Source organism: Algirhabdus cladophorae (assembly GCF_044772865.1).
GTDB lineage: Bacteria > Pseudomonadota > Alphaproteobacteria > Rhodobacterales > Rhodobacteraceae > Algirhabdus > Algirhabdus cladophorae.
In genome coordinates this window covers 3,265,438-3,289,181 of sequence record NZ_CP173029.1, presented here as the reverse complement: position 1 = coordinate 3,289,181, position 23,744 = coordinate 3,265,438, and the positions used below count along the sequence as shown (strand labels likewise).

Below are 23,744 nucleotides of genomic sequence, written 5' to 3'. Positions count from 1 at the left end.
TTTACGTCAAACCGAAAGGCGACATAGATGTCCTTTGCTACACCTTCGATTACGTTGACCCATGAAGGCGCGCTTGCGATGTTGACTGCTGCGGTTGCAAAGGCCACGCAAATGGGTCAACCGCAGTGCATTGTAATTGTCGATGCAAGTGGTGTGACGATGGCCGAATTGCGGATGACTGGCGCTAAATTCCTCAGCCTAAAAAGTGCGCGTGCCAAGGCCGAAACAGCGGCGTCGATCCGTGCGCCGAGCAACGCGATCCCCGAGCCTGTGCAACCTTTGATTGGGCTTGCAACCCAAGGCCATGTCACTGGTCTGCCCGGTGGGCTGCCAATCATGCTGGATGGCATTTGCGTTGGTGGGATAGGCGTTGGATCCGGCAGTGGTGATCAAGACATCGAAGTGGCCAAAGCGGCACTGGACGCCATAGGCGCCACATAAAAAGGCTCACTGAATTTTCGTCAGTGAGCCTAGGTAGATGTTGCCTCTTCAGGTTCACTAGATGTCGGTGACATGCCAGCCTTCCCTTTCTTTAATTCTCACACTGGGTACCGGTGCCTCTTGGATTGGGTTTTCCGCCGGGGCCTTGTGTGGCGTTTGCGTGCTCTTGGAGCGATCTAAAAATGCTTGCGTAAGGACAACTGCGAGAGCAGCCAACGCAATGATCAAAGCGGCAAAGATGCTTGCAAAAATGCCATTTCGAATGTCTCGTAGATCTTTCCAAGTCCAAGCCTCAATATGAACCTTTTCCTTCAGTTCAGCTTCGAGGCTCTTGTTCGTTAAAGCGTCAAACGCGTCATTCGTTTTTAGATCTGTGTGCCTTTCTGTCATTCGTGACTCCTTTTGGTTTGTGTGTCGTGAGTGTTGGTGCAGTCAGCAGCGCATCAGCATCGGGGGCGATGCCGCCGGCGGCGTTCGCGGTAAAGTTGGTCAAAACGTTGTCTCCGGTGTCATTGGGTAGGTGGACCAGAACGGTGCCCGCGATGATTGCGTCTGGGATGCCGCCTGCGTTTGTGCCGGTTAGGCCGGATAGTCCTTTGTGTAAGATTTCCATCAGATTTTCTCCTAATTGATGAACAGCCACGCGGTTTTGCATGACTTCCTTCGAGTACATTCTTTTGTGGGTTGGTCAGTCAATTAAAAACCGCCATAACTGCAAGGTTCTTTAATTGCGTCTCAAATAATGAGACTGAAATATTAATGCGCGCGGGCGTTTGCCTAAAAGTTGTGCGAAATAGCCTATTGTCTGACATAATTGCCACAGGTAAACCAACGGGCACCATAAGTGTTGCGATTCGTGGCATATTCGGTTTAACTGAATTAAAAGTTCAAATTATTTAAAGGTAATGCGGATGTTGAAAGACAAACAAAAGGATCGCGTTACGATCCGACTGAACGGCGAACTGGAGTCCGCCATGGCCGATATTCAACGGCTGACCCACGCCAGCAACGCCACGGAGGTCGTGCGCCGCGCCTTGCTGGTGTATCACACGTTGGTCATGCAAAAAGCCGCGGGAAATGAACCAGCCATCCTGAACCGGGTGGAGCCTGACGGCCCGGCTCAAATCCCCTTATTTTTATAGCTAGAACGTAATCTGCGCTTTCATCGCTTGGCTGCGATCGCTGGCGATTTCAAAGGCGTCAATGGCTTGGTCCAACGGCAAGGTGTGGGTGATGAGAGGTTTGACATCGATCAGGCCCTTTTGCATCAGATCAACCCCCAGCCCGAACTCTTCATGGAAGCGGAATGAGCCGCGCAACTGCAGTTCTTTTGCGGTGATGGCCAACATGGGAAGGCTCATATCGCCGCCCATGCCAAGTTGCACGATCACGCCACAGGGCCGCATCGCTGGGATCGCGCCGTGCAATGCAGGTGCTGCACCCGAACACTCAAACAAAACGTCGATTTGGCCTTTGTCCTTGGTATAGGGGGCCAATCCATCGGGCGTTGTGACCATATTTAGTGTGATATCTGCGCCGGCCTCGGCCGCTTTGCCCAAGGTGAAATCACTCAGATCTGTTGCGATGATTTTGGCCGCCCCTGCCCGGCGCGCTGCCAAAATGCACAATACACCAATCGGCCCACACCCGGTGACCAACACAGTTTTGCCCAGCATTTCACCGGCACGTCGGGTTGCGTGCAAGCACACGGCCAAGGGTTCCGCCATGGCAGCTTCGCCTGGGCTGAGGCCATCTGCGATCGCGCATTGGCTGGCGTCGGCCACCAAGACTTCGCGAAACGCCCCTTGGATATGTGGAAATGGCATCGCTGAGCCGTAAAATCGCATGTTAAGGCAATGGTTTTGCATGCCTTTGAGGCAGTATTCGCATGCGGCACAGGGCCGCGAGGGCGACACGGCCACCAATTGTCCGACCTTATGGGTTGTCACATCGTCTGCAACTGCCTCGATGTATCCGGCCACTTCGTGCCCTAGGATCATTGGTTCTTTCAGCCGGATCGCACCAAACCCACCGTGATTGTAGTAATGCAGATCCGAGCCGCACACACCGCCTGCAGCCATTTTGATCCGTACCTGCCCCGCCCCAAGATCCGGGATGGAACTGTCTTCGACCCGTAGGTCTTTTGGGGCATGAATGACGATGGATTTCATTTGGGACTCGCAGCGCTTGACTAAAAATGTTATCGATAACATAACGATCGCAACACGACCCGTCGAGACCAAAAAGGACGCAAATTCATGACATCTCCAAACCCGTTATTTGACCTCACTGGCAAAACAGCCTTGATCACTGGATCGTCCCAAGGCATCGGATACGCCCTTGCCAAAGGCTTGCAAGATGCCGGTGCGTCGGTGGTTCTAAACGGTCGGGATGAGGTCAAGTTGGCCAATGCTGCACAGGCGTTGGGGGCGGCACACACCCTAGCCTTTGACGCCACGGATCATGAGGGCGTTGCCGCGGCTGTGAACGGGTTCGAAGCCGCCAACGGAGCTATTGATATCCTGATCAACAATGCAGGCATGCAGCACCGGACCGAGCTGGAAAATTTCCCTGCCGATGCTTTTGAACGCCTTTTGCAGACCAATATCGCTTCTGTGTTTCATGTGGGCCAAGCGGTGGCCAAACATATGATCGGTCGTGGTGCGGGCAAGATCATCAACATTGCGTCGGTACAAACTGCCTTGGCCCGTCCCGGCATCGCGCCTTATACGGCAACAAAAGGGGCCGTTGGAAATCTGACCAAGGGTATGGCTACAGATTGGGCCAAACATGGGTTGCAATGTAACGCGATTGCCCCGGGCTATTTCGACACGCCTTTGAACGCAGCCCTTGTGGCAGATCCCGAGTTTAGTGCGTGGTTGGAAAAACGCACACCAGCGGGGCGCTGGGGCAATGTTGATGAACTGGTCGGGGCCGCCGTGTTCCTGTCGTCGCCTGCGTCCAGCTTTGTGAACGGGCACACGCTCTATGTCGATGGCGGCATCACCGCATCCTTATAGCATGGCACGCTATGTGATCATGGGGGTCGCCGGGTGCGGCAAGTCCAGCGTTGGGCAAGCCGTGGCCAAAAACATCGGCGCTAGGTTTATTGATGGCGATGACCTGCATCCTCCCGCGAACATCCAAAAGATGTCTGAAGGCACGCCTCTCACGGACGAGGATCGCGCCCCGTGGCTGGCCGCTGTTGGTGATACTCTGGGCCGCGAAACGCCGCCCACGATCATCGCCTGTTCTGCATTAAAGCGCGACTACCGCGATATTATTCGCGACCATGCCAAGGCCGACGTGACCTTCTTACATTTAACTGGCGCGCGTGCTGTGATCGAGGCGCGCATGTCTGCTCGCGAGGGGCACTTTATGCCAGTCAGTTTGTTGGACAGCCAGTTTGCCACGCTCGAGCAACTTGCCGCGGACGAGCTGCATTTTCTGGCAGATATCGATCAAAATTTTGAGGAAGTGGTTGGCACATTTACCTCGCAAATCAGAGGAAGCACATCATGAGTTTAACAGTAGCATTGATTGGGGCAGGGGCCATGGGAGGTGCGATTGGCGCACGCCTTTTGGAAACCGGCCAGAACCTGCGGGTGTTCGATCTGGACCACGAAAAAGTTGCGACGTTGGTCGAAAAGGGTGCCGTTGCAGCCAGTTCTGCGGCGGACGCTGCGACCGGTGCAGATAGTGTCATCACCAGCCTTAATGCCAGCCGCATTGTCGATATTGCGCTCTTTGGCAAAGGCGGCGCAGCGGAAGGGGCGGCAAAAGGCACGGTGCTGATTGATATGTCCTCTATCGATCCAGAGACGACAAAAACCCTGGCTGAAAAAGCAGCGGCTGCCGGGTTGGGATGGGTCGACAGCCCCCTATCTGGCGGGGCACCCAAGGCGGCGATCGGTCAGTTGACATTGATGGCCGGTGGGACCGAAGCGGATGTGGCAAAGGCCTATGAGACGCTGCAACATGTGGCTGGAAATTATACGCACATGGGTCCAGCGGGCGCAGGCCAGGCCACCAAGCTGATCAACCAAGTTCTGTGCGGTTTGGGGTTTCTGGCTGTGGCTGAAGCCACCAAGTTGGCTGAGGACGCAGGTGTGAACGCTGAAAAAATACCGCAGGCCCTGAAAGGTGGGCGGGCCGACAGCGCGCTTTTGCAAGAATATATGCCGCGATATGCGACCCGGGATTATCGTCGTACGGGGCGCATCGATAACATGGTCAAGGATCTGAATATGGTTCAGGACCAAGCCCGCACGACAAATACCACTATGCCTCTGACCGCTCTGTGTCTCGAGGTCCATCGCATGATGACAGCGGCGGGCTTTGGCGGCGAAGATCAAGCAGCCCTGATGGAATATTTCACCGGTGCCAATAAGGAGAACCTCACATGATCACCCGCTTTGCCCTGTTCGAAGGCACTGTTGCCCCCGAAAATATAGCGTCTTTTCGCGCGGCCGTTCACGAACGTTTGGTCCCGCTTTGGACGCAGTTTCCTGGCAACGTCGACGTCCGTGTGATGTTCTCGGATGACCGCGATGAAGGTGCACCAGAATTTCCATTGATCCTTGCCATTACCTATGCGGATGCTGCTGGAATGGAGGCTGCATTGGACAGTCCGTATCGTGCGCAATCTCGCGATGTCACTGGAGAAATCGTAGAGCAATATTTCACAGGCCGCATTCATCACCATGTGACGGAACTGAACCTGTTTCCGGCTTAGTCCGTCGGTCTATTCGCCTGCCTCGGATCTGGACTGGCGCACACCAAATCCAATTGGTTTGCGCTGGTTTCCGGGCAGGTTGGGGTTCGGACCCCAGATCGCTTGGTAGGTGTCGATGGCCATACCGCGCCGTTGAAGCACCGCAAAACAGACGCCCAAGACACACCACCATAGGGGTAAGACGATCCACATCCATATGGGTGCATTGGCTTGCCACATCCCGCTTAGGATCGCAGCGGCGGAAAGGCCTAAGGCCACATAGCCTGCGATTTTGTGCACCCGCTCAAAAACAACGCGCCGACCAGTCATATCAAAATGGTCACCGCGCAGATCCAGATCTGTCGGACCACCCTTTGAGCCACGTAAAATACCGCCTGCGACCTGCACCACCGTCAGCGCTAAAATGATCCATCCAAAATAGACATGTGGCCCCGCAGTGATAGTGAAAGGTGGTGCCGTGCGGATCAACCAAAGAGCTATCAACATCAAAACAACCGCAGAATACTGCATCACGCGGTGGATCACCCACCACACCTGACTATCGCAATCATGGGGCCAATTTTGGCGCGGGAGCACTTTGAAATAACGCGCGGCCAGAATGCCAACAGGAACCAAAAACCCCCATGCGGCCACCATCAGTCGCGCATGCCAGCTGAGATGCCAACCCACATCATGGACGCGCGATGCGTCGATAGGGGCCAGCAACCACTCCATCAGCCTTTGACCGCACCTGCCGTCATACCAGTGATAATCTGGCGTGAGGCCACGAAGGTAAAGATGATTGGCGGAATGGCCAGCAACATGCCTGTGGCCATGATCACACCCCAGTCGATGTCATACTCAGTAAGGCTGTTCACAATCGTTACAGGCACGGTGCGGCTGTTTCGATCTGCCAAGGCGTTGGCCAGCAGAAATTCGTTCCACGCCACGCGGAAGGTAAAGATCGACGCGGCGGCAAGGCCCGGTTTGATGATCGGCAACACCACAAGGAAGAACACAGCAAAGGGGCCTGCACCATCCATACGGGCGGCTTCTTCTAGCTGGATGGGCACCTGTACGATGAAACTTTGCAGGATCCAGATCACGAAGGGCAGGTTCATCGCCACGTAGACAAGGATGATCCCTGCACGCGTCCCGTCGATGCCGAATTGGAACGTCCAAATGCCGAACACTGGTACCAGTAGAACCGCAGGGGGCACCATGCGCATTACCAGTGTGGTCAGCGAAACCGTGTCACGCCCCATAAACCGAAAGCGCACGATGGCATAGGCGGCCATACACCCCAAGACCAAGGTCAGGACTGTAGAGATCAACGCAACAGTGAGGGAGTTGACCAAAGCGCGACCAAAGGTCGGGTCGCAATAGTCAATGTGGGCCGGATCATACCAAAGCATGTCGCACAGAGCCGTCTCGTAGTTGCGGATCGTCGGCATGAATATCAACGAAGACGTGTCCGACATGATGTCCACGTTCAGCTTGAGCGAGGTCATCAACATCATCACGATGGGCCCCACTGACATGACAACTAAGGCCACGATCAGCGCATAAAAGGCCGGATTTTGTTTTTCGTAAACGACGTCAGACATCATTCATCCCCTTCGGCGGCGGCACGCAGCCGTGCATTCCGCACTTCGACTGCTTTGTTGTAAAGGAACATCGCCAAGGTCAGGACCATCAGCAGGATGAGAAGGAAGTTCGACATGGCAGCCGCCTCGCCCAACTCGCGGAATTCCGAGGCTGTCCGGCTGATCCGCAGAGACAGGATTTCGGTGCTAAGTCCGGGGCCACCATTGGTCATGACCAAGATCACTTCAAGCACTTTGAAAGCATCGATCAGGCGCAACAAAAGCGTCACGACCAGAACCGGCATCATCAAGGGCAACTTGATGTGAATGATTTGTTGCCACCCCGTAGCACCGTCAATTTTGGCCGCCTCCAAGGCGGATTGAGGCAAGGACTGCAACGCAGCCAGCGACAGGATGAAAATGAACGGAGTCCACTGCCACACGTCGGCAATAATCACCGAGGCAAACGCCCAATCACCGTTGGACAGCCACGGGATCGGCTCAAGCCCAAGGGATTTCAGCGTGCGGTTAAAGATACCAACAGTTGGGTGATACATATAGCGCCACATCAAACCAACCACGATGGGCGCGATCATCATCGGCAAGATAAACAGCGTACGCAACAACGACATGCCGCGAATATTGCGATCCAGAAGCAGGGCAAGGCCTACGCCTACCACCATTTCGAGGGACACAACCACGGCTGCAAATTTAACCGTGACAAAGAAGCTCTCGCGGAATGCCTCATCGCCCAGCAAGTTGATGTAATTGCGCAGGCCTACAAATTCGGCCTCACCAATTCGTTGCGACGGGTTCCAGTCGAGAAAGCTGGCGTAAATCATATAGCCAATGGGGTACATCAGCGCGATCGTCATCACGATCAAAGCCGGTGCCAGAAATAGATACGGCGTGAGGCGGTTGATGTTCGCGGTCTGCATGGTGTGCGTCCAAGGGCTAGGGAAAACTGAGGGCGCTGGGCCAACCCGAAGGCTGGCCCAACACACGGGAGGATTAGCTTACTGCCAAGTGTAGTAGCCGGCCTCGGTCATGATTTCTTTGGCGCGTTCTGCAACACCGTCCAAAGCTTCTTGTGGATCCAGACCTTCGGTCAGAACTTTCGACATTGTTGTGCCGATGTCTGCGTTGATCTTACCCCATGTTGGGATAATTGGACGCCAGTCAGGGTCAGCATATTTCAACGCTTCACCAAAAGTGGCCGAGTACGGATATTTCTCGTTCAGGCCCGCATCTTCGTAAGTAGAGAAGCGCGATGGGTTGCCGCCAGCCATGGCAACAGCAAGGTCACCTTTCTTGGACGTCAGCCACTGCATCAGCAAAAACGCAGCTTCTTTGTTTTGCGCGTTCTTAGGGATTGCTATGCCGAAACCACCGGTTTGCGAACCACGACGAACACCTTCTGGGTGCAACGCGTAGCCAACTTTACCGGCCACTTTGGATTTGCTTTCGTCCTCGAAACCAGCGGCAAATGCGATGGAGTCCATGAACATTGCCGATGTGCCCTGACGGAACGATGCGGCGGCTTCTGCGGGGCCAAATGTCTGGCTGCCTTCTGGACCACAATCAACGATGGTTTTCAGAGCATTTGCTGCTGCAACGCCTGCTTCGTTGTTGATGATCGGGTTCCATTCGCCGTCAAACACGCGACCGCCCAATGGGGCGAGGTGCAAAAGGAATGCGTGGGACGCTTGGTGCCCAGAGGCTGCGCGCGACGCCATGCCGCCCATGCCTGGCTCGACCTCAGGGATCTTACACGCAGCATCCAGCAACTGGTCGTAGTTCATAGGAACGTCGATGCCGTGCTTTTCAAAGATGTCTTTGCGGTAGGCCAAGACGGACGTCTCGGAACCGTAAGGAATACCGAACAATGAACCGGTTTGACCGGGCAGATACCCTTTGACACCACCAGCAACGCCGATGTTGGCTACGTACCCGTCAATCAAGTCACCTGAATCGTAGTTCGGATCAGACAGCTTGGGGTTCATGAAGTACTTGGCAAGGTTTTCCAGTTGATCCGCAAAAACGTAGTCAGCTTTCGAGAAAACAACGTAGGCGATCATGTCGTAGTCGCCTTCGTCCTTTGTCAGCTCAAGCGTCTGGCGCTCGCGCATTTTAAGGTACTGCAACTGGTCAACTTCAACGTTGATGCCTGTTTCTTCCATAAACTGTGGAAGAATTTTCATCATTGCGTTGTAGTGAGGGTGCGCAGGCACGTTGATCACCAATGTGGTGCCTTTGTAGGCATCATATGGGCCACCATGACCACCGGCCATGACGGATGTTGCGGTCACGGCTGTGACGGCAGTCCCGGTTAATAGTGTCTTGAGTGATAGCATTCTAAGTATCCTCCCTGATGCTAATTTATTATTGGGTAGTCTAACGTCAGAGCCGAAGCCCCGTCGCTTTGTCAAAGAGCATGACTTCGTTGGTCAAAACTCCAAAGGTTTGCATGCCACCCGACCGGATCGGTTCGGCACTGTTTGCTTCGACCAAAATATCCTGTTCCCCACAGCGGGTAACCAGCACGGACTGTGCGCCCAGATATTCTGACACGATGACTTTCAAATCGATTGGCGCCCCAGCCGTCACATCGGACACAAAGGACGACGGACGAACACCGATTGATACGTCCTTGCTGCTGGCCGCGCGGCCACGTTGCGCCAGATCATCAGGCAAAGGCAGGCTAAAGCCATTGCCTGTGGCCCAAAGAACGCCTTTCTCATCGGTCAATTGACCCTCGAGGAAGTTCATCGTCGGCGACCCGATAAAGCCCGCAACAAATTTGTTCACTGGTTGCTTGAACAGTTCCTCCGGGGTGCCCTGTTGTTGGATAATGCCCTCGGACATCACGACAATCCGGTCGCCCAATGTCATCGCCTCAACTTGATCGTGGGTCACATAGACCATGTTCTTGTCGATACTGTCGCGCATCTCAGCCAATTCAGTGCGCATCTTGGCGCGTAGCTTGGCATCCAAGTTGGACAGGGGTTCATCGAAAAGAAACGTCCCTGCGTCGCGGACCAATGCGCGGCCCATAGCGACCCGCTGGCGCTGTCCGCCCGAAAGTTCCGCAGGTTTACGATCTAACAAATGCGCGATGTTCAGCATCGTGGCGACGCGCACCACTTTTTCTTCGATCTCGGATTTGCTGACTCGCGCAAGGCGCAGCGCGAATGACATGTTCTTGGCGATATTCATATGCGGATAGAGCGCATAATCCTGGAACACCATCGCGATGTCGCGTTCTTTTGGCTCAAGCCGACTGATCGGCGTGCCGTCAAAATAGATCTCTCCACCGGACAGTGTTTCCAACCCGGCAAGGATCCGCAGGCTGGTGGATTTGCCACAACCTGAGGGCCCCACCAAAACCGTAAACTCACCGTCGTTGAGGGTCAGGTCCATCGGGGGCAGCACGCGGACTGACCCATAGCTTTTTTCAACCTGTTCAAAGTAAATCTCAGGCACGGACTTCCCTCCCATCGAGGATTAGCATCTGGCACAATCCCCTCCATTCGTGTTTGCCAACAGTGGCCAATTGACGCGCTTTTAAGAACCCCAAAACCATGGTAAACACGTTAGCGTTAACGTAAATGCACCGTAACGTATTGAAAATGTTACAATTTCGTGATTTTCTGAGAGGCGATTTGAAAAAATCTGACATCAAGCATCACACAGGACCAGTCGGAATCAAAGAAATTGCTGCTTTGACCAATACCAGCATGATGACTGTCAGTCGCGCGTTGCGCGGCGTTGAAGGCGTCTCTGAAGCCAAGCGCGCCCAGATCCAAGACATCGCCAGACAGATGAACTATGTGCCCAATTCCAACGCACGATCTTTGGTTGTGGCCAATGCGACTTTGGTGGGGATTTCCCTGCCCAATCTTTTTAACGATGTCTTTGCCGACGTGCTGAACGGTATGCGCGGCACATTTGAGAATGCAGGATATGACAGTGTGGTCGACACCACCGAATATGACCCCGCCCGCGAACTGGCTTGGGTCGAAAGGTTCTTGTCTTGGCAACCGGCCGCGATCATTCTCACGGGAATCCACCACCAGTCAGAACTTAGGGATATACTGACCCGCAACAAGGTTCCCACCCTCGAGATTTGGGATTACAGCGCTGATCCGATTGATATCTGTGTCGGTATCGATCATCAGGCCGCCGGGCTTCAAATCGGGCGCTACTGTGTCGAATTGGGCTACCGCACACCAGCCTTTGTTGGCGTGTCCAAGGGCGAGGATCAGCGCGCGGATACGCGGTTGCGAGGGATCCGACAGGCGTTTGAAGAATTGCAGGCGCCTGTCTTTGTACGGGCGCAGCGCCCCTCTGGGCTGAAATCGTTTCAGGCAGGCTATGATGGCACGTTGGAACTGCTGGCCAACTACAAACCCGACGTTGTGTTCTATTTGAACGATCACATGGCCTTTGGTGGCATGATGGCCGCGCAGAAACTGGGGATCGACGTGCCCGGCGAAATGGGTGTCGTCGGATTTAACGGTTTAGACATCAACAACGTGCTGCCTGTGACCCTGACTACCGTGATCACGCCGCGCCGTTTGATGGGCATTATGGGTGCGCGTTCGTTATTGGCGCGGATCCACGGCGTAAAAACCGAACGGGCTGTTGCCCTGCCTGTCCAGATTGTTACGGGGCAAACCACGCGCAAACAGTTGTAGTTTTGTCTGTTTTCGTTCAAAAAGTTATCGATAACATTTCGCGTGGGACCAAATGGCAAAACCGCCAAAGATGAGTGACGTTGCAGCGGCCGTCGGGGTGTCCCCGATGACGGTAAGTCGCGCGTTTCGCCGCGATGCCTCCGTAAGCCTCAAAACCCGTGAAAAAATATTAGAAACTGCTGCGGCCCTTGGATACGTGTTCGACAGTCGTGCCTCGACTTTGCGGTCCCAAAAAACCGGCTTTGTTGCCGTTACGATCCCTTCGATCAACAACGCAAACTTTGCGGATACGGTCGGTGCGATTTCTGCCGAGTTGGCACAATCGGATCTTCAGGTGCTGCTAGGCTATACCAACTACGACCTCGACGATGAAGAGCGCTTGATCGAACAACTGCTGCGCCGCCGTCCCGAGGCGCTGATTGTTACAGGCGGTTCCCATAGTGCCCATGCACGGACCATGATGTCGAATGCGGGTATACCCGTGGTGCAAATGTGGGACGAACCCCAAGATCCCGTCGATATGGTTGTGGGTTTTTCCAATGGCCAGGCCATGCAGTTGATGGTGCGTCATATGATCGACCAAGGGCGTCGAAATTTGGTGTTTTTAGGAGGGGATGATCGGTCTGACGTCCGTGGTGCAGAACGCCGTGAGGGATTTATCACTGCTATGCGCTCGGCAGGCCTGCCTGCGGACCGATTGGTCGACACGGGCACCCCGCCTGTGTCCATGCATCAAGGGGCGCTGGCCATGCAGCAAGCCCTGCGACAGTACCCGGATCTGAACGGTGTTGTTTGTGTGTCTGACCTCAGCGCGTTTGGCGCAATGAGCGAATGCCAAAGGCAACAGGTTCCCGTCCCTGACCAAGTGGCAATAGGTGGCTTTGGGGCCTATGATATTTCGGGTCAATCCGTACCCGAGATCAGTACAGTCGAAGTTCACTCGAAAGAGATCGGAACCCGTGCCGCACAGGCGGCTTTGGCTGCAATCAATGGAAATGCTACGCAGCAGGACCGGATCCAGAATGTGGTGCCGGTCCTGATCCCGCGCGCTTCGACACAGCGCGACTAAGACATCTGGTACCGCGGATTGTCTTGGGTGAATGCCAAGGCTTCGCGGGGCTTGATCACTGGACGTGCTGTATCCCCGTAGGTTTTGACCCCATCGCTTAGGGCCGGGAATAATTCCAGAATTTCATCGCGCGCGGCGTCGGCCATGGATCCCATCACTACGTCCCCGGGATGAAAGCTTTCGGTCCAAGCTTTGTCGGATAAAACGATCTCGTGGCGGTCAAACATCATGTGATAATAGCTTACTGTGCCGCCGGGCTTGGCCTTGATTGTGCGTCCGTTGATCAAACTGACAGCAGGGGCCAGAACTTCGGCAGAGCCAAACAGAATTTCAGCTTTCCATCCGGTCAGCAAAACGCGGTGTTGCGGCGACACCAATAGGGTGTTGTTTTCACCCAAAGCGCCTTTTGCAAATTCAATGGGCGCGCGGTTGCCAATAGCGTCGACCTTGGTTGAGCCAATCCATTTGATCGGTTTGAACCCGCTGTCGCGGGTCAGCACCAGATCACCCACTTTTAAGTCGGCAATGGGCACATCGCCGGAAGGTGTCGCAATGCGGCTTTGGGCCGTGAAACAAGGCACAGAATTGACTGTCTCAATCTCGGAAAAATCCAAGGTGCCAATGACGGCGCCAGTGCCATCAATGAATTCAATCGTTCCGCTTTCGGGATCACCAGCATCATAGATGACCCGCGTTGATCCCGCGCCAGTAACATCCAATACGTCATTGTCTGTACCGCCTTCGCCGCCGACGACAGTGTCGCCAATGCCGCCATAAAACGTGTCGGCATCATCCCCGCCATAAAGGTTGTCTGAACCCGCACCACCTGTGAGCGTGTCATCCCCCGCACCGCCAAAGAGCGTGTCATCTTCGGTGCCACCATCAAGATCATCGCTGCCTGCGCCACCGATCAAGGTATCTTCGCCAGCGCCACCTGTCAGAATGTCGTCATTGTTTCCGCCGTCCAGCGCGTCGTCGCCTGCACCACCATCAATCGTGTCGTTCCCGTCTTGGCCAAAGATTGTGTCTGCGCCACTGCCACCCGTGACATCATCTATACCTGCACCGGCCAGAATAGTGGTGCCGACACCATCAAGACTGGCGTCGATTGTGTCATCGCCTGATCCAGTATGGATCTCTTCGATTTCTTCAAAATCCGCGTCGCCACTTGTACCACTGATTGTGCCTTGTTCGTTGCCGTCAAAGGTCACGGTGAGGTCTTCGGTTAAGCTGGATGCAATAACCCGGTCACCGTTGGTTTCGCCAGTTTCACCGCCAACAATCGTGTCGTCGCCAAAATTGGTGTCCAGCTGGATCGTATCGTCACCAGCCTCGCCATAGATCTCATCATCCCCAAGGCCTGCAAGGATATTATCGTCGCCACCACCAGCTTCGATGATGTCATCATCTCCGGTCTCGCCCGGTAGAATGGCGTCGCCATTGTCGACGTAATCACCATCAGGATCGCCTGCATAGCTGGTATTGATCGTTTCACCCGCCGCGGTGCCGCTGACGATCCCATCGGAGGGGATCCCAATGGCGAGCAGAGCCATTCTGTCAGAGACTTCAGCGGGCGCCACGCCTATCAACGTGATGCTTTCACCGCCGGGGAAATTGAGGACGGCGTTGCCGCTGCCATCATCCGTTACTGTGACATCGCCCGTATGAACCGGGGTGCTTCCATCGCTGGTCAAGCCACTGACATCTAGCAGGTCGATGCCGGTAAAGGTGCCATCGCCATTGTCTGTTGGGGCATCAAAGTTGGTGACAATGTCGTCGCCATCACCGTCCGAGAACACCAGGGTATCGTTGTCGCCATCAGGGGCGCCTGCGCCGTTGTCGCCCAGATTGATCTGATCGTCACCTTCGCCGCCCTCGACCACATCTTCGCCGCTGCCCATGTCAATGGTGTCCGCGCCTGTGGATCCTGTGGCGCTGTCGTCGCCCGAACCCAAGGTAAAGCTCTCGATTTGCGAGAACATCAACTCGTCTGATCCGTTGCCCAATGTCCCGTTCTCGGGGTTGTTTGCATCGAAATTCGTCAGGTCCAGCACAAGGTTTTCTGTGACATTGCTGGCGTCCAACCTGTCACCGATTGTTTCAGCCCCTTCGCCACCGCGCAGACTGTCATTGCCAAAGTTGTTGTTGATAAGGAACAGATCGTCACCGTCGCCCGCGTCAAACTCGTCGATGCCGCTACCGCCGATCAGTGTGTCGTTACCCGCGCCTGAAAACACGTCAACGCCAAGGCTATCCAATGTGCCGTCGATGTAATCATCACCACTGCCGGTGATCAGGTTTTCCATATCTGCAAAGGTAGCGCTGTTGCTGCCTTGGGTCAGCGTGCCGTCTTCGACGAAGCTGTAGACAACCGTGACATCGCTGGTCATGTTCGAGGCATCCAGCGTGTCACCACTAAGGTCATCAACGGATCCACCATCAATGGTGTCTACGCCAAAACCTTCGTTCAGCACGACTGTATCGGACCCGTCTTGTGTATTGATCGTGTCGTTGCCACCACCGCTGGTTACAGTGTCGGTGCCTGACCCGGTCTCGACCTCCATTCCTGAGGTGTCGCCAGTCAGATTGACAGTGTCGTCACCTGCATCCGTCACGATGCGTTCAATTTCCTCAAAAGTGACCGTGTTGGCGCCGTCAGTCATTTGACCGGCTTCATCGCCGCTCATCGTGACCTCTAGATCCGAGGAATATGCGCCCTCAATGGTATCGCCAAGGCTGCTTTCGCCGTCCTCGCCACCGGTAACAGTGTCCGTGCCAAATCCAGCCTCAAAGAGGAACGTGTCGTCGCCTGCACCGCCATAGAGCGCGTCATCACCGCTGTTGCCCTGAATGTCGTCATTGCCCGTGCCGCCGTAAACTGTGTCGTCGCCTGCACCGCCTTCGATATCATCGTCGCCGCCATGGCCCGCAATAACGTCACTGTCGTCACCACCATCAATGGTGTCATTGCCTTGGACGACGGGTGGGTTTGTGTCGATCTCAAGGCCATAAACCCAGCCGCTGATATTGTTGCCATCGGTGCTGAGGCCCGTCACATCCATAGTGGTAAAGGGCTGGTGGATTGTCAGCGTTGCCACATCCAGTGAACTGCCACCAGAGGCCAACACGATATGACCGTCCGCGTTGATTTCGTAACTGCCAGCACCATCAAAACTGACGAGGCCCTCAGCGAGCGCCTCGGTCAAATTAATGACTGCACCGTCCAACACCAATTGAAACTCTTCATTTGGATTACCCGCAGTGATGCTGAGTTCTGCGCCAGCGACTTCTTGGCTGAAAGTGTGTGAATAAGTCTCGTTTTCGCTGCCGCCATCGCCCATGTTGGCAACCCAGTAGCCATCTACAACGCTGCTGTAGGTCGCCTGATCCACAGCCCCGGTGCCAGACGTTACAGCAAAGGTGGTGTCTGTTTGCCCATTGGTCCCCGTCAGGGTCCCTGATGTGCCCACGGCCCCTTGCAGGGATTGGTCCAGACCGGTTGAAACACCGATATCGCCAAAGATTTCGTCATTTCCATCACCGGCCAGCACGATATCGGAACCGCCGCCTGCTTCGATGATGTCATCGTTGCCCACTTCCCCGGGCAAGATGGCGTCGTTGTTGTCGACCATATCGTGGTCGGGATCGCCTGCATATGTGCCATTAATCACATTGCCCGAGGCATCACCGGAGACAATTCCGTCCGATGGAACACCCATAGCGACCATCTGCGCAGGGGAGCCAACCTGTGCCTCTGTCAAACCTACGAAGGTAAGGGTCTCACCACCGGGGAAGGTCCAAACCGCATTGCCAGATCCATCTGTCGAAACAGATATATCAGCCGTATTCACCGGGTTTCCATCCGCATCAGTCAGATCACTGACGTCAATCCCGTCGATGCCGGTAAATGTGCCATCGCCATTCGGCGTCGGTGCGTCAAAATTGGCGAGGGTGTCATTGCCGTCGCCATCCGACACCATAACCAGATCTGCATCGCCGTCCGGGCTGCCGGAGCCATTGCTGCCCAGATCGACGTAATCGTCGCCTTGGCCTGCATCAACCACGTCCTCGCCACTGCCCAGATTAACGATATCGTCCCCTGAGCCGCCATCAACAGTATCGTCGCCCGCGTTTGTAAAGACATCGATCCCGGTCGTGTTGGCAGTACCATCGATTGTGTCATCGCCAGAGGTTGTGCCGATCTGCTCGATCTCGACAAAGCTACCATCTGCATCGGTGCTATCGAAATCATAGGTGCCCGCCTCAGCGCCGGTGTAAGTGACAGTGACCCCATCAGTACTGGCAAAGTTCGAAAAGATCGCTTGGTCGAAATCAAGCCCGTCTGGATCTTCGCCGCCCTCGATCACGTCACTTTCATGATCGTCGGTGATCAGGATGTCATCGTCGCCAAAACCGCCTTCGATAAAGTCGTCGCCAGAGGCCCCAATCAGCGTGTCGTCGCCATCTCCGCCGGATACAAAGTCATCCCCGTTGCCCGCATTGATAGTATCGTTGCCGCCTTCGCCAAAAATCGTGTCGTCGCCATCATCAGTGGTCCAGTCGCCAAAGATGTCGTCGCCTTCACCCAGAAAAACCGTGTCATTGTCTGCGCCGCCAGTGACAACATCGTTGCCAGCGCCTGCATAGATAATGTCGTCGCCTGTGCCGCCTGTAATATCGTCGGCGCCATTGCCGTCGGTGGCAGACGGGGTGGAAAACAGTTGGATATTGTCCAACTGCAACCCATGCACGTCAATCACCCCAACTTCTTTGAATTCAAGCCGGTTCGAACCGTCGCCGGATCCGCCAACCAATGCATAGCTAAAGCTATCCATGGTGCCTGCGCCGGGATTAATGGTGTCCACGAGGACGCCATTCCAATAGATCTCGAGCGCGTTGTTGTCGACGCCAGACAAGTCGCCTGCATCAAGGGTAAGGGTATAGTCTTCACCGGTCACAACGCCTGCAACATCTTGATAAACATGCAAGTTTTGCGGGGATGCCCCCATGTCCAAGACATGCGTTCCATCCGTGGCGTAGGTGCCGCCTTTGCCGTCTTCGTGCAGATCCAACTCGGCACTAGGATCGTAGTCTGTCCAGCCCGCAACCGAGCCGACACCTTGGTCGCCCCAACTGGTCTCGACCGTGCCAGTGAGATCTTCAAAAGAGCCATTATAGATCAGGTTGATGCTGCCTGCGTCCCCATAAAGAACGTCATTACCAGCACCACCATCGATGGTATCGTCACCGTCTTCGCCAAAGATAGTGTCGTTGCCGTCTTCGCCATTCAGCGTGTCATCATCGGCGCCACCATAGACCGTGTCGTCACCCTCACCAGCATATACTGTATCGTCACCTGCATCACCGCTGATTGTATCGTTTGAGGAGGTGGCCGCCGGTGTCGCATCAAAATGCACATCCGTGATCCACAAGGCTTGGTCATCATTGCCGGCGTTTTCATAGATGACTTCGATCCGGGTTACGGGTCCGTCAACTGTCACCAAAACCGAGCCACCGATTTGCCCCGGTTGATCGTTGCCTGCACCGTTGATCGTGTCGGCGTCCAACATGGTCTCATCGCCGTCCAACTGCAATGTCACTGGAACGGCGCCACCGGCACTGTCAAAAGCCAAAACTGTGACGTAGTCGTCCCAGCTGACCTGGTCGATATCGTTGATGCGGAATTGAACGTTTTCAACGCTATCGTTCAGACCGCTGTCGATGGCCGCTGCAAAATTAAACTCAACTTCGACAGTAGAAGATACACCTGCGCCGCCATTGCTTGAACCAGTGATTTGCAGAGCTGAACCGCCGTCAAAATCTTCGGTTCCAACATACTGTGGTGTGTTGCTGACTATGCTGCCGATCAAACCGCCAAGGTCATTCACGTTGACGGTGACTTCGATGCCGTTGGCATCTTGTGTGAACCCGCCGCTGAGATCGGTATTGGCAGGGCCTTCATTGGTCCATTGCATCTGGCCTTGCACAATGCCAGCGGTCGATCCTTCGCCGTAGATGATGTCGTCGGCGTCACCACCTGCAATATTGTCGTCACCGGCACCACCTGTGATGACATCTGCGCCATCACCACCGTCGATGGTATCGTTCCCAGCGCCGCCATCTATGTTGTCTTCGCCAGCGCCACCGTCCAAAATATCTGCGCCGCCTTGGCCCAAGATAGTATCGTTCCCGCCGCCAGCATTGACGGTGTCATTGCCTGATCCTGCGTCAATAATGTCATTGCTGCCATCAACGGCACCATTGGTCAGAATGGTATCGTCGCCCTCACCAGAATTAATTCTGTTGCCGCCTGAAACCAAACCATCGCCGTCAGCGTCGACAAAAGTGTCATCAATAACGTCACCGCTGTCTGTTCCGTCAATCTGCGGTACCTGAGCGACAGTTGCTGTATCAATCGGGTCAACGGTCCAGTTGGTGGGCACAAAATACGTGTTGCCATCGGTCGCGAGGAAATAGGTCCCCGTGTCCGAGATGTTGGAATAATAATTGCCGTTTCCGGTCCAGTTCCCGGACCAGACCCAACTGCCGTTCCCGAGGGTTTGGGAAGTGGTGAATGTGATCAAAGCACCAGAGATCACGTCTCCGCTGTCTAAAACCCCATCTCCTAACGTTACCAGATAACCGTTTGGCATGCCCACTTGTCCTCAAAATTCACGGATTTCTCCGCCTTGTTGACCAAGACGTAATCAAACGAGGTGTTTAAAATTTGGAACAAATGTGAAATTTGGCGAAATGCGGTGGGGCCGTGGCATTGGCTGTGTACCGTCTATTCTTCAACTTATTGGTGTAGATTTACCTCTGGCGGAGGTAACAAGGGCCACACATTTCCCTGATAGGGTGAAAAACAGCGGTTTAGGGCGTTTGGAAACAATCCTTGAGATAACCAGAATTGTGTCCGATTTGCCTTAATTAATCGGAAAAACCAGCAACACTTTGCCTTAATTTGGTTGGATTGTCTCAGTCCCGGGGGTCGTCAGGGCCTAGATCGTAGGGCTTCGCGATCTGCCAGACGTGGTTGGGCACCATATTTTTGACCTTGGCAGGGGCGTGTCGTTGCAGGTGCAAAATCGTCTCTGCAGCTTTCATTTCAACCCGTGCGCGCGCAAATTCCAACCCCTTGGGCCCAATGCGGGGCATCAACCAGCCCATGACCCCACGCATGAAATTCGGCATCCTGCGCAGCGGCAATCCACCTGCTGCGCGCCGTGTGTTTTCAACAAACCCAGCCACAGCACTGATGCGTTTCCCTTTAGATCCAGGCGCACTGAGATGCACGCTGTCACCGAGCAGATCCAGCAGTTCCGCACCGCGTTCATTGCGCACGATTAGCCATTGCTCGCCTTCGCCGCCCATATAGCCCACAGTGATATCGGCCAGAGCATTGGTATAATCCACGCAGGTCCGACAGGTCAGTGGAAAGAAGTCGTCAGGCAGATCGGCGATCGGTAGCTTCAGAAATGGGATCAGTTCTTTGCGGCCATCAGTAAACCGCAACTCGACATAATAATCAGCGCGAAACTCTAGATAGGTCACATCCGTAGGATTGGGGGTCAGCCGCTCAAGGAACAGATGAAAGTTCTCGGTCGTTGTGTTGTCCGAGCACGGCGTTCCAATCACATAGAGCTTTTCCAGCCCAAGTTTGCGTTCCAAAGCCCGCAGCGCATAGACCTGACAGGGGATCCCGATCACGGCCAAGCGCCGATGGCCAGCGGCAATGGCTGGTTCTAGGAGGGCAAGCAGTGGCGCATAGCCCATCCGCATGCCACGCGCCTTGGCCATATCCGCAGGCTTGGTGATAATCGCAGGTTTGGGGCGCCATTGATCCTTTGGATCTGGGATCATGGTCAGGATGGCATCGACAGCACCGGTGGCCAGCAGGCGTTCTGCCAATCCGGTGGTGATCCCGGTCCATTGTGCGCCCTCCGCAGGGTGGGCCATCCGCGCGCGGTACATGCGTTGGTGTACCCCAAAAAACACCTCATCCGCTTCGCCTCGGCGACGTCCATGCACCTGCGTTTCTAGGCTTGGGTAATCAGGTTTGATGAACTGACAGGCGTGACCGCAAGCCGTGGGATCCGCCATTCGCGAGACGCCGCAATCCGTGCACAAACTGCGGGGTGCGGGATCTGCAAATTGCGGGGTATGAGGGCCGGATGGCGCAATATTTTCCATCTGATCATGCTAGATCCGAGAGAGTGCATTAGCAACCAATCCCGTTGGCTAGGGCGTGGGGCCATTCATTGGCAGTTGCGCCGTATTCGGTCCAAATTTGCCACTATATTAACCATTGCCCCTTCTTTATGCCGCTTTAGCCCCGGCAGGCTGGCCGAAACAGCTGACTATCCCCTTGCAAATGCGCCGCCAGCCCCGCTAGAGGGGGCGCAACTCAAATTGATATGTGAATAGGACCGACACCGATGATCGCCTCATGGACAGACAACCTTCGCGAAGACTGGCTGGGCAATATCCGCCCCGACCTACTGGCTGGCCTTGTCGTGGCTCTTGCCCTGATCCCCGAGGCAATCGCCTTTTCCATCATCGCAGGCGTCGATCCAAAAGTGGGGCTTTACGCGTCATTCTCGATCGCAGTGATCACGGCGATCACTGGCGGCAGACCTGGTATGATCTCGGCAGCGACCGCGGCTACAGCGGTCTTGATGGTGACTTTGGTGAAACAACACGGGCTGGAATATTTACTGGCCACCACGGTTTTGGCAGGTCTGCTACAGATCGGAGCCGGCGTGTTGAAACTAGGCAGCGTAATGCGCTTTGTGTCGAAATCGGTCATGACGGGCTTTGTAAACGCCTTGGCCATTTTGATCTTTTTGGCGCAATTGCCGGAACTGATCGATGTGCCTTACTTGACATATGTCATGGTCGCCGCTGGCTTGGGGATCATCTATTTGTTCCCCTATATCACCACTGCAATCCCGTCGCCTTTGGTCTGCATCGTGGTCCTGACTGCGCTGGCCGTCTATTTCGGCTTTGACCTGCGTACCGTGGGGGACATGGGCGAGTTGCCGGACACCCTGCCAATCTTTTTATTGCCAGACGTGCCGCTGAACCTTGAAACCCTCAAGATCATCTTTCCTGTGGCCGCAGCCATCGCCGTTGTAGGCTTGCTCGAAAGCCTGATGACAGCCTCATTGATTGACGATCTGACCGACACTGACAGCGACAAAAACCGCGAGTGTATCGGGCAGGGCCTTGCCAACACCGCAACAGGCTTCATCGGTGGCATGGCGGGCTGCGCGATGATTGGCCAATCGATGATCAACGTGAAATCAGGGGGTCGCGGGCGTTTGTCGTGCTTTGTCGCCGGTGTCTTTTTGTTGATCTTGATCGTGGTGCTGGGCGATATCGTGTCGATTATCCCGATGGCTGCGCTGGTTGCGATCATGATCATGGTCTCTATCGGGACCTTCAGCTGGTCTTCGATCAAGGACATTAAGGAACACCCGACGTCTAGCTCGCTGGTGATGTTGGCCACAGTCGGTGTGACGGTCTACACCCACAACTTGGCCATCGGCGTTTTGACTGGCGTTTTGCTGTCTGGCATTTTCTTTGCTGGTAAAATTGCCCAGATTTTCCGTGTGACCAGCGTATTGTCAAAGGACGGGTTGCACCGCACCTATACGGTCGAGGGTCAGGTTTTCTTTGCCTCAGCAGATGCGTTTACCAGCTCGTTTGATCATCACGAGTCACTGGAAAAAGTCACTATCGACGTCAGCCGCGCTCATATCTGGGATATTTCTTCTGTTGCAGCTTTCGACATGGTCGTGTTGAAATTTCGTAGGGACGGGGCCGAAGTCGATGTCATTGGCATGAACGAGGCCTCGGAGACAATCGTCGATACACTTGGCATCGCGGATAAACCGGGCGCAATCGACAAGCTGATGGGACATTAGATCATGGGTAAAATCATCGCTTTGGTAGATGGATCGGTCTACTCTCAATCGGTCTGCGATCACGCAGCATGGGTGTCATCGCGCAATGGATACGACGTTGAGGTGGTGCATGTTCTGGGTCACCGCCAAGGCGCCAAACAAAATCTGTCTGGCAACATCGGCCTTGGTGCCCGCAGCAAGCTGATGGATGAACTGGCGGAACTGGACGCAGAACGGGCTAAGCTTGCTCAAAAACGTGGCCGCGCCATTCTGGAAGACGCCGAAGAGCGCATTCGCGCCGGTGGCGCCGCAACGGTCAGCACCAAGCTGCGCAACGGTGATCTGGTGACCGAACTTGCCCAGTTGGCGAAAGGTGCCGATTTGGTCTGTGTCGGCAAACGCGGCGAGGCTGCAGATTTTGCCAAACTACATTTGGGATCAAATCTGGAACGGGTTGTCCGTTCGTGCGAAGTGCCAATTTTGGTAACAAGCCGCGCCTTCAAGCCGATCAAGAATTTCCTAATCGCGTTTGATGGTGGATCATCCTCGCTGAAGGCCGTGAAAATGGTGGCCGACAGCCAATTGTTCAAAGATTTGAACGCCCATGTTGTGACCATTGGCCAAGACGACACTGAAACCAAACGTAAGATTGAAGGGGCTGCTGCCTCGCTGAAAACGGCAGGCTATGCCCCGCAAACACAAATCACCCAAGGGGCCCCGGAAGAGGTCATTTCAAAACGGACCGAGGATGGCAGCATTGATATGTTGGTGATGGGTGCCTACGGGCACAGTCGTATTCGCAGCATGATTATCGGCTCGACCACGACTGAAATGATCCGCTCCTGTCAGGTGCCGCTACTGCTGTTTAGATAAGCAATTTGGCAAAGTAGACGCGGTCAAACCCGTCCTCAACGCGCCGATCCGTTTCGACATAGCCCAAACGTGGATACAGCTTTAGCGGTCCTGCCATTTTGGCATTGGTGTAGAGGGTGATCCGCGACAGGTTCAATCCACGTGCATGATCTTCGGCAAAAGCCATCAAGCGCTGCCCTAGGCCCTGACCCTGCCCATCTGGATGAACGGCGACATTTTCCACATGCAGCGCGCCTGCTTGGGGGTACATCACGATAAAGCCGTGGGGTGGTATAATCCAAACCACATTCCGCGAAATCAAATCCGCAAAATCCGCAACCATTGGGGCAGGCTTGCGACCCATGGCACGCACATAAATTTCATAGGCTGCGGTGGCACAGCGCTGGATCGCGTCCAGGTCGTGGGATGTTGCAAAACGGATCATACCAAAAGGAAAGGCGGACTGACGCCCGCCTT

21 protein-coding genes are annotated in these 23,744 nt (G+C 54.8%); 10 read left to right on the top strand and 11 right to left on the bottom strand.

Annotated elements, in window-relative coordinates; genetic code table 11:
* The first annotated feature begins 27 nt into the window (after positions 1-27).
* The gene (locus ACIRQ6_RS15990; RefSeq protein ID WP_420861598.1) at positions 28-441 is read left to right on the top strand and encodes a GlcG/HbpS family heme-binding protein; all 414 of its coding nucleotides are present in this window, start codon (positions 28-30) and stop codon (positions 439-441) included.
* A gap of 57 nt (positions 442-498) precedes the next feature.
* On the opposite strand, the gene ACIRQ6_RS15985 is transcribed toward ACIRQ6_RS15990, so the two are convergent.
* Positions 499-831, bottom strand: coding sequence for a hypothetical protein (locus tag ACIRQ6_RS15985; RefSeq protein WP_420861597.1), 333 nt, complete (start codon positions 829-831; stop codon positions 499-501).
* Positions 797-1,096: a hypothetical protein gene (locus tag ACIRQ6_RS15980; protein ID WP_420861596.1), complete on the bottom strand. Its 300-nt coding sequence runs from the start codon at positions 1,094-1,096 to the stop codon at positions 797-799. Before ACIRQ6_RS15980 ends, ACIRQ6_RS15985 begins: the two co-directional genes overlap by 35 nt.
* Before the next feature lie 256 nt (positions 1,097-1,352).
* Between ACIRQ6_RS15980 and ACIRQ6_RS15975 the strand changes: the two genes are divergently transcribed.
* Entirely contained in the window at positions 1,353-1,583 is a 231-nt protein-coding gene (locus tag ACIRQ6_RS15975; protein WP_420861595.1) for a hypothetical protein, read from the top strand.
* Here the strand turns inward: ACIRQ6_RS15975 and ACIRQ6_RS15970 are convergent, their stop codons facing one another.
* Positions 1,584-2,612: an L-idonate 5-dehydrogenase gene (locus ACIRQ6_RS15970; RefSeq protein ID WP_420861594.1), complete on the bottom strand. Its 1,029-nt coding sequence runs from the start codon at positions 2,610-2,612 to the stop codon at positions 1,584-1,586.
* 87 nt (positions 2,613-2,699) lie between these two features.
* Here ACIRQ6_RS15970 and ACIRQ6_RS15965 point away from each other — a divergent pair, with 87 nt between their 5' ends.
* Genes ACIRQ6_RS15965 through ACIRQ6_RS15950 form a run of 4 tightly spaced genes read left to right on the top strand, consistent with a single transcriptional unit; the run spans position 2,700 to position 5,176 of the window.
* Positions 2,700-3,461: an SDR family oxidoreductase gene (locus ACIRQ6_RS15965; protein ID WP_420861593.1), complete on the top strand. Its 762-nt coding sequence runs from the start codon at positions 2,700-2,702 to the stop codon at positions 3,459-3,461.
* 1 nt (position 3,462) lies between these two features.
* Positions 3,463-3,963, top strand: coding sequence for a gluconokinase (locus ACIRQ6_RS15960; RefSeq protein ID WP_420861592.1), 501 nt, complete (start codon positions 3,463-3,465; stop codon positions 3,961-3,963).
* Positions 3,960-4,847 (top strand): NAD(P)-dependent oxidoreductase, encoded by an 888-nt coding sequence (locus ACIRQ6_RS15955; RefSeq protein ID WP_420861591.1) that lies wholly within the window; start codon positions 3,960-3,962, stop codon positions 4,845-4,847. The genes ACIRQ6_RS15960 and ACIRQ6_RS15955 overlap by 4 nt, the downstream gene beginning before the upstream one ends.
* Positions 4,844-5,176 (top strand): hypothetical protein, encoded by a 333-nt coding sequence (locus ACIRQ6_RS15950; protein ID WP_420861590.1) that lies wholly within the window; start codon positions 4,844-4,846, stop codon positions 5,174-5,176. Before ACIRQ6_RS15955 ends, ACIRQ6_RS15950 begins: the two co-directional genes overlap by 4 nt.
* A 9-nt stretch (positions 5,177-5,185) precedes the next feature.
* On the opposite strand, the gene ACIRQ6_RS15945 is transcribed toward ACIRQ6_RS15950, so the two are convergent.
* From ACIRQ6_RS15945 to ACIRQ6_RS15925, 5 genes are all read right to left on the bottom strand, one after another.
* Positions 5,186-5,890 (bottom strand): cytochrome b561 domain-containing protein, encoded by a 705-nt coding sequence (locus ACIRQ6_RS15945; protein ID WP_420861589.1) that lies wholly within the window; start codon positions 5,888-5,890, stop codon positions 5,186-5,188.
* Complete coding sequence (locus ACIRQ6_RS15940) at positions 5,890-6,765, bottom strand: carbohydrate ABC transporter permease (RefSeq protein WP_420861588.1); 876 nt, start codon at positions 6,763-6,765, stop codon at positions 5,890-5,892. Before ACIRQ6_RS15940 ends, ACIRQ6_RS15945 begins: the two co-directional genes overlap by 1 nt.
* A complete protein-coding gene (locus tag ACIRQ6_RS15935) occupies positions 6,762-7,679 on the bottom strand; it encodes a carbohydrate ABC transporter permease (protein WP_420861587.1) in 918 nt (305 codons plus the stop codon). Before ACIRQ6_RS15935 ends, ACIRQ6_RS15940 begins: the two co-directional genes overlap by 4 nt.
* A gap of 78 nt (positions 7,680-7,757) precedes the next feature.
* The gene (locus ACIRQ6_RS15930; protein WP_420861586.1) at positions 7,758-9,095 is read right to left on the bottom strand and encodes an extracellular solute-binding protein; all 1,338 of its coding nucleotides are present in this window, start codon (positions 9,093-9,095) and stop codon (positions 7,758-7,760) included.
* Positions 9,096-9,141: 46 nt separating this feature from the next.
* The gene (locus ACIRQ6_RS15925; RefSeq protein ID WP_420861585.1) at positions 9,142-10,224 is read right to left on the bottom strand and encodes an ABC transporter ATP-binding protein; all 1,083 of its coding nucleotides are present in this window, start codon (positions 10,222-10,224) and stop codon (positions 9,142-9,144) included.
* Positions 10,225-10,349: 125 nt separating this feature from the next.
* Between ACIRQ6_RS15925 and ACIRQ6_RS15920 the strand changes: the two genes are divergently transcribed.
* The gene (locus tag ACIRQ6_RS15920; RefSeq protein ID WP_420861584.1) at positions 10,350-11,438 is read left to right on the top strand and encodes a LacI family DNA-binding transcriptional regulator; all 1,089 of its coding nucleotides are present in this window, start codon (positions 10,350-10,352) and stop codon (positions 11,436-11,438) included.
* A gap of 70 nt (positions 11,439-11,508) precedes the next feature.
* Entirely contained in the window at positions 11,509-12,507 is a 999-nt protein-coding gene (locus tag ACIRQ6_RS15915) for a LacI family DNA-binding transcriptional regulator (protein ID WP_420861583.1), read from the top strand.
* Here the strand turns inward: ACIRQ6_RS15915 and ACIRQ6_RS15910 are convergent.
* Both ACIRQ6_RS15910 and ACIRQ6_RS15905 read right to left on the bottom strand, forming a co-directional pair.
* Entirely contained in the window at positions 12,504-19,160 is a 6,657-nt protein-coding gene (locus tag ACIRQ6_RS15910) for a Hint domain-containing protein (RefSeq protein WP_420861582.1), read from the bottom strand. The genes ACIRQ6_RS15915 and ACIRQ6_RS15910 overlap by 4 nt on opposite strands.
* Positions 19,161-19,485: 325 nt before the next feature.
* Positions 19,486-20,700 (bottom strand): Coenzyme F420 hydrogenase/dehydrogenase, beta subunit C-terminal domain, encoded by a 1,215-nt coding sequence (locus tag ACIRQ6_RS15905; protein WP_420861581.1) that lies wholly within the window; start codon positions 20,698-20,700, stop codon positions 19,486-19,488.
* Positions 20,701-20,945: 245 nt separating this feature from the next.
* Between ACIRQ6_RS15905 and ACIRQ6_RS15900 the strand changes: the two genes are divergently transcribed.
* Both ACIRQ6_RS15900 and ACIRQ6_RS15895 read left to right on the top strand, forming a co-directional pair.
* Positions 20,946-22,436 (top strand): SulP family inorganic anion transporter, encoded by a 1,491-nt coding sequence (locus tag ACIRQ6_RS15900; protein WP_420861580.1) that lies wholly within the window; start codon positions 20,946-20,948, stop codon positions 22,434-22,436.
* A gap of 3 nt (positions 22,437-22,439) precedes the next feature.
* Complete coding sequence (locus ACIRQ6_RS15895) at positions 22,440-23,288, top strand: universal stress protein (RefSeq protein ID WP_420861579.1); 849 nt, start codon at positions 22,440-22,442, stop codon at positions 23,286-23,288.
* Here the strand turns inward: ACIRQ6_RS15895 and ACIRQ6_RS15890 are convergent.
* A complete protein-coding gene (locus ACIRQ6_RS15890) occupies positions 23,281-23,712 on the bottom strand; it encodes a GNAT family N-acetyltransferase (protein ID WP_420861578.1) in 432 nt (143 codons plus the stop codon). The genes ACIRQ6_RS15895 and ACIRQ6_RS15890 overlap by 8 nt on opposite strands.
* Between the last annotated feature and the right edge of the window lie 32 nt (positions 23,713-23,744).

Excerpts from the sequence above, each read along its gene's own strand:
- ACIRQ6_RS15990 (WP_420861598.1), top strand. The coding sequence starts at position 28 with ATGTCCTTTGCTACACCTTCGATTACGTTGACCCATGAAGGCGCGCTT.
- ACIRQ6_RS15985 (WP_420861597.1), bottom strand. The coding sequence starts at position 831 with ATGACAGAAAGGCACACAGATCTAAAAACGAATGACGCGTTTGACGCT.
- ACIRQ6_RS15980 (WP_420861596.1), bottom strand. The coding sequence starts at position 1,096 with ATGCAAAACCGCGTGGCTGTTCATCAATTAGGAGAAAATCTGATGGAA.
- ACIRQ6_RS15975 (WP_420861595.1), top strand. The coding sequence starts at position 1,353 with ATGTTGAAAGACAAACAAAAGGATCGCGTTACGATCCGACTGAACGGC.
- ACIRQ6_RS15970 (WP_420861594.1), bottom strand. The coding sequence starts at position 2,612 with ATGAAATCCATCGTCATTCATGCCCCAAAAGACCTACGGGTCGAAGAC.
- ACIRQ6_RS15965 (WP_420861593.1), top strand. The coding sequence starts at position 2,700 with ATGACATCTCCAAACCCGTTATTTGACCTCACTGGCAAAACAGCCTTG.
- ACIRQ6_RS15960 (WP_420861592.1), top strand. The coding sequence starts at position 3,463 with ATGGCACGCTATGTGATCATGGGGGTCGCCGGGTGCGGCAAGTCCAGC.
- ACIRQ6_RS15955 (WP_420861591.1), top strand. The coding sequence starts at position 3,960 with ATGAGTTTAACAGTAGCATTGATTGGGGCAGGGGCCATGGGAGGTGCG.
- ACIRQ6_RS15950 (WP_420861590.1), top strand. The coding sequence starts at position 4,844 with ATGATCACCCGCTTTGCCCTGTTCGAAGGCACTGTTGCCCCCGAAAAT.
- ACIRQ6_RS15945 (WP_420861589.1), bottom strand. The coding sequence starts at position 5,890 with ATGGAGTGGTTGCTGGCCCCTATCGACGCATCGCGCGTCCATGATGTG.
- ACIRQ6_RS15940 (WP_420861588.1), bottom strand. The coding sequence starts at position 6,765 with ATGATGTCTGACGTCGTTTACGAAAAACAAAATCCGGCCTTTTATGCG.
- ACIRQ6_RS15935 (WP_420861587.1), bottom strand. The coding sequence starts at position 7,679 with ATGCAGACCGCGAACATCAACCGCCTCACGCCGTATCTATTTCTGGCA.
- ACIRQ6_RS15930 (WP_420861586.1), bottom strand. The coding sequence starts at position 9,095 with ATGCTATCACTCAAGACACTATTAACCGGGACTGCCGTCACAGCCGTG.
- ACIRQ6_RS15920 (WP_420861584.1), top strand. The coding sequence starts at position 10,350 with ATGCACCGTAACGTATTGAAAATGTTACAATTTCGTGATTTTCTGAGA.
- ACIRQ6_RS15915 (WP_420861583.1), top strand. The coding sequence starts at position 11,509 with ATGAGTGACGTTGCAGCGGCCGTCGGGGTGTCCCCGATGACGGTAAGT.
- ACIRQ6_RS15910 (WP_420861582.1), bottom strand. The coding sequence starts at position 19,160 with ATGCCAAACGGTTATCTGGTAACGTTAGGAGATGGGGTTTTAGACAGC.
- ACIRQ6_RS15905 (WP_420861581.1), bottom strand. The coding sequence starts at position 20,700 with ATGGAAAATATTGCGCCATCCGGCCCTCATACCCCGCAATTTGCAGAT.
- ACIRQ6_RS15900 (WP_420861580.1), top strand. The coding sequence starts at position 20,946 with ATGATCGCCTCATGGACAGACAACCTTCGCGAAGACTGGCTGGGCAAT.
- ACIRQ6_RS15895 (WP_420861579.1), top strand. The coding sequence starts at position 22,440 with ATGGGTAAAATCATCGCTTTGGTAGATGGATCGGTCTACTCTCAATCG.
- ACIRQ6_RS15890 (WP_420861578.1), bottom strand. The coding sequence starts at position 23,712 with ATGATCCGTTTTGCAACATCCCACGACCTGGACGCGATCCAGCGCTGT.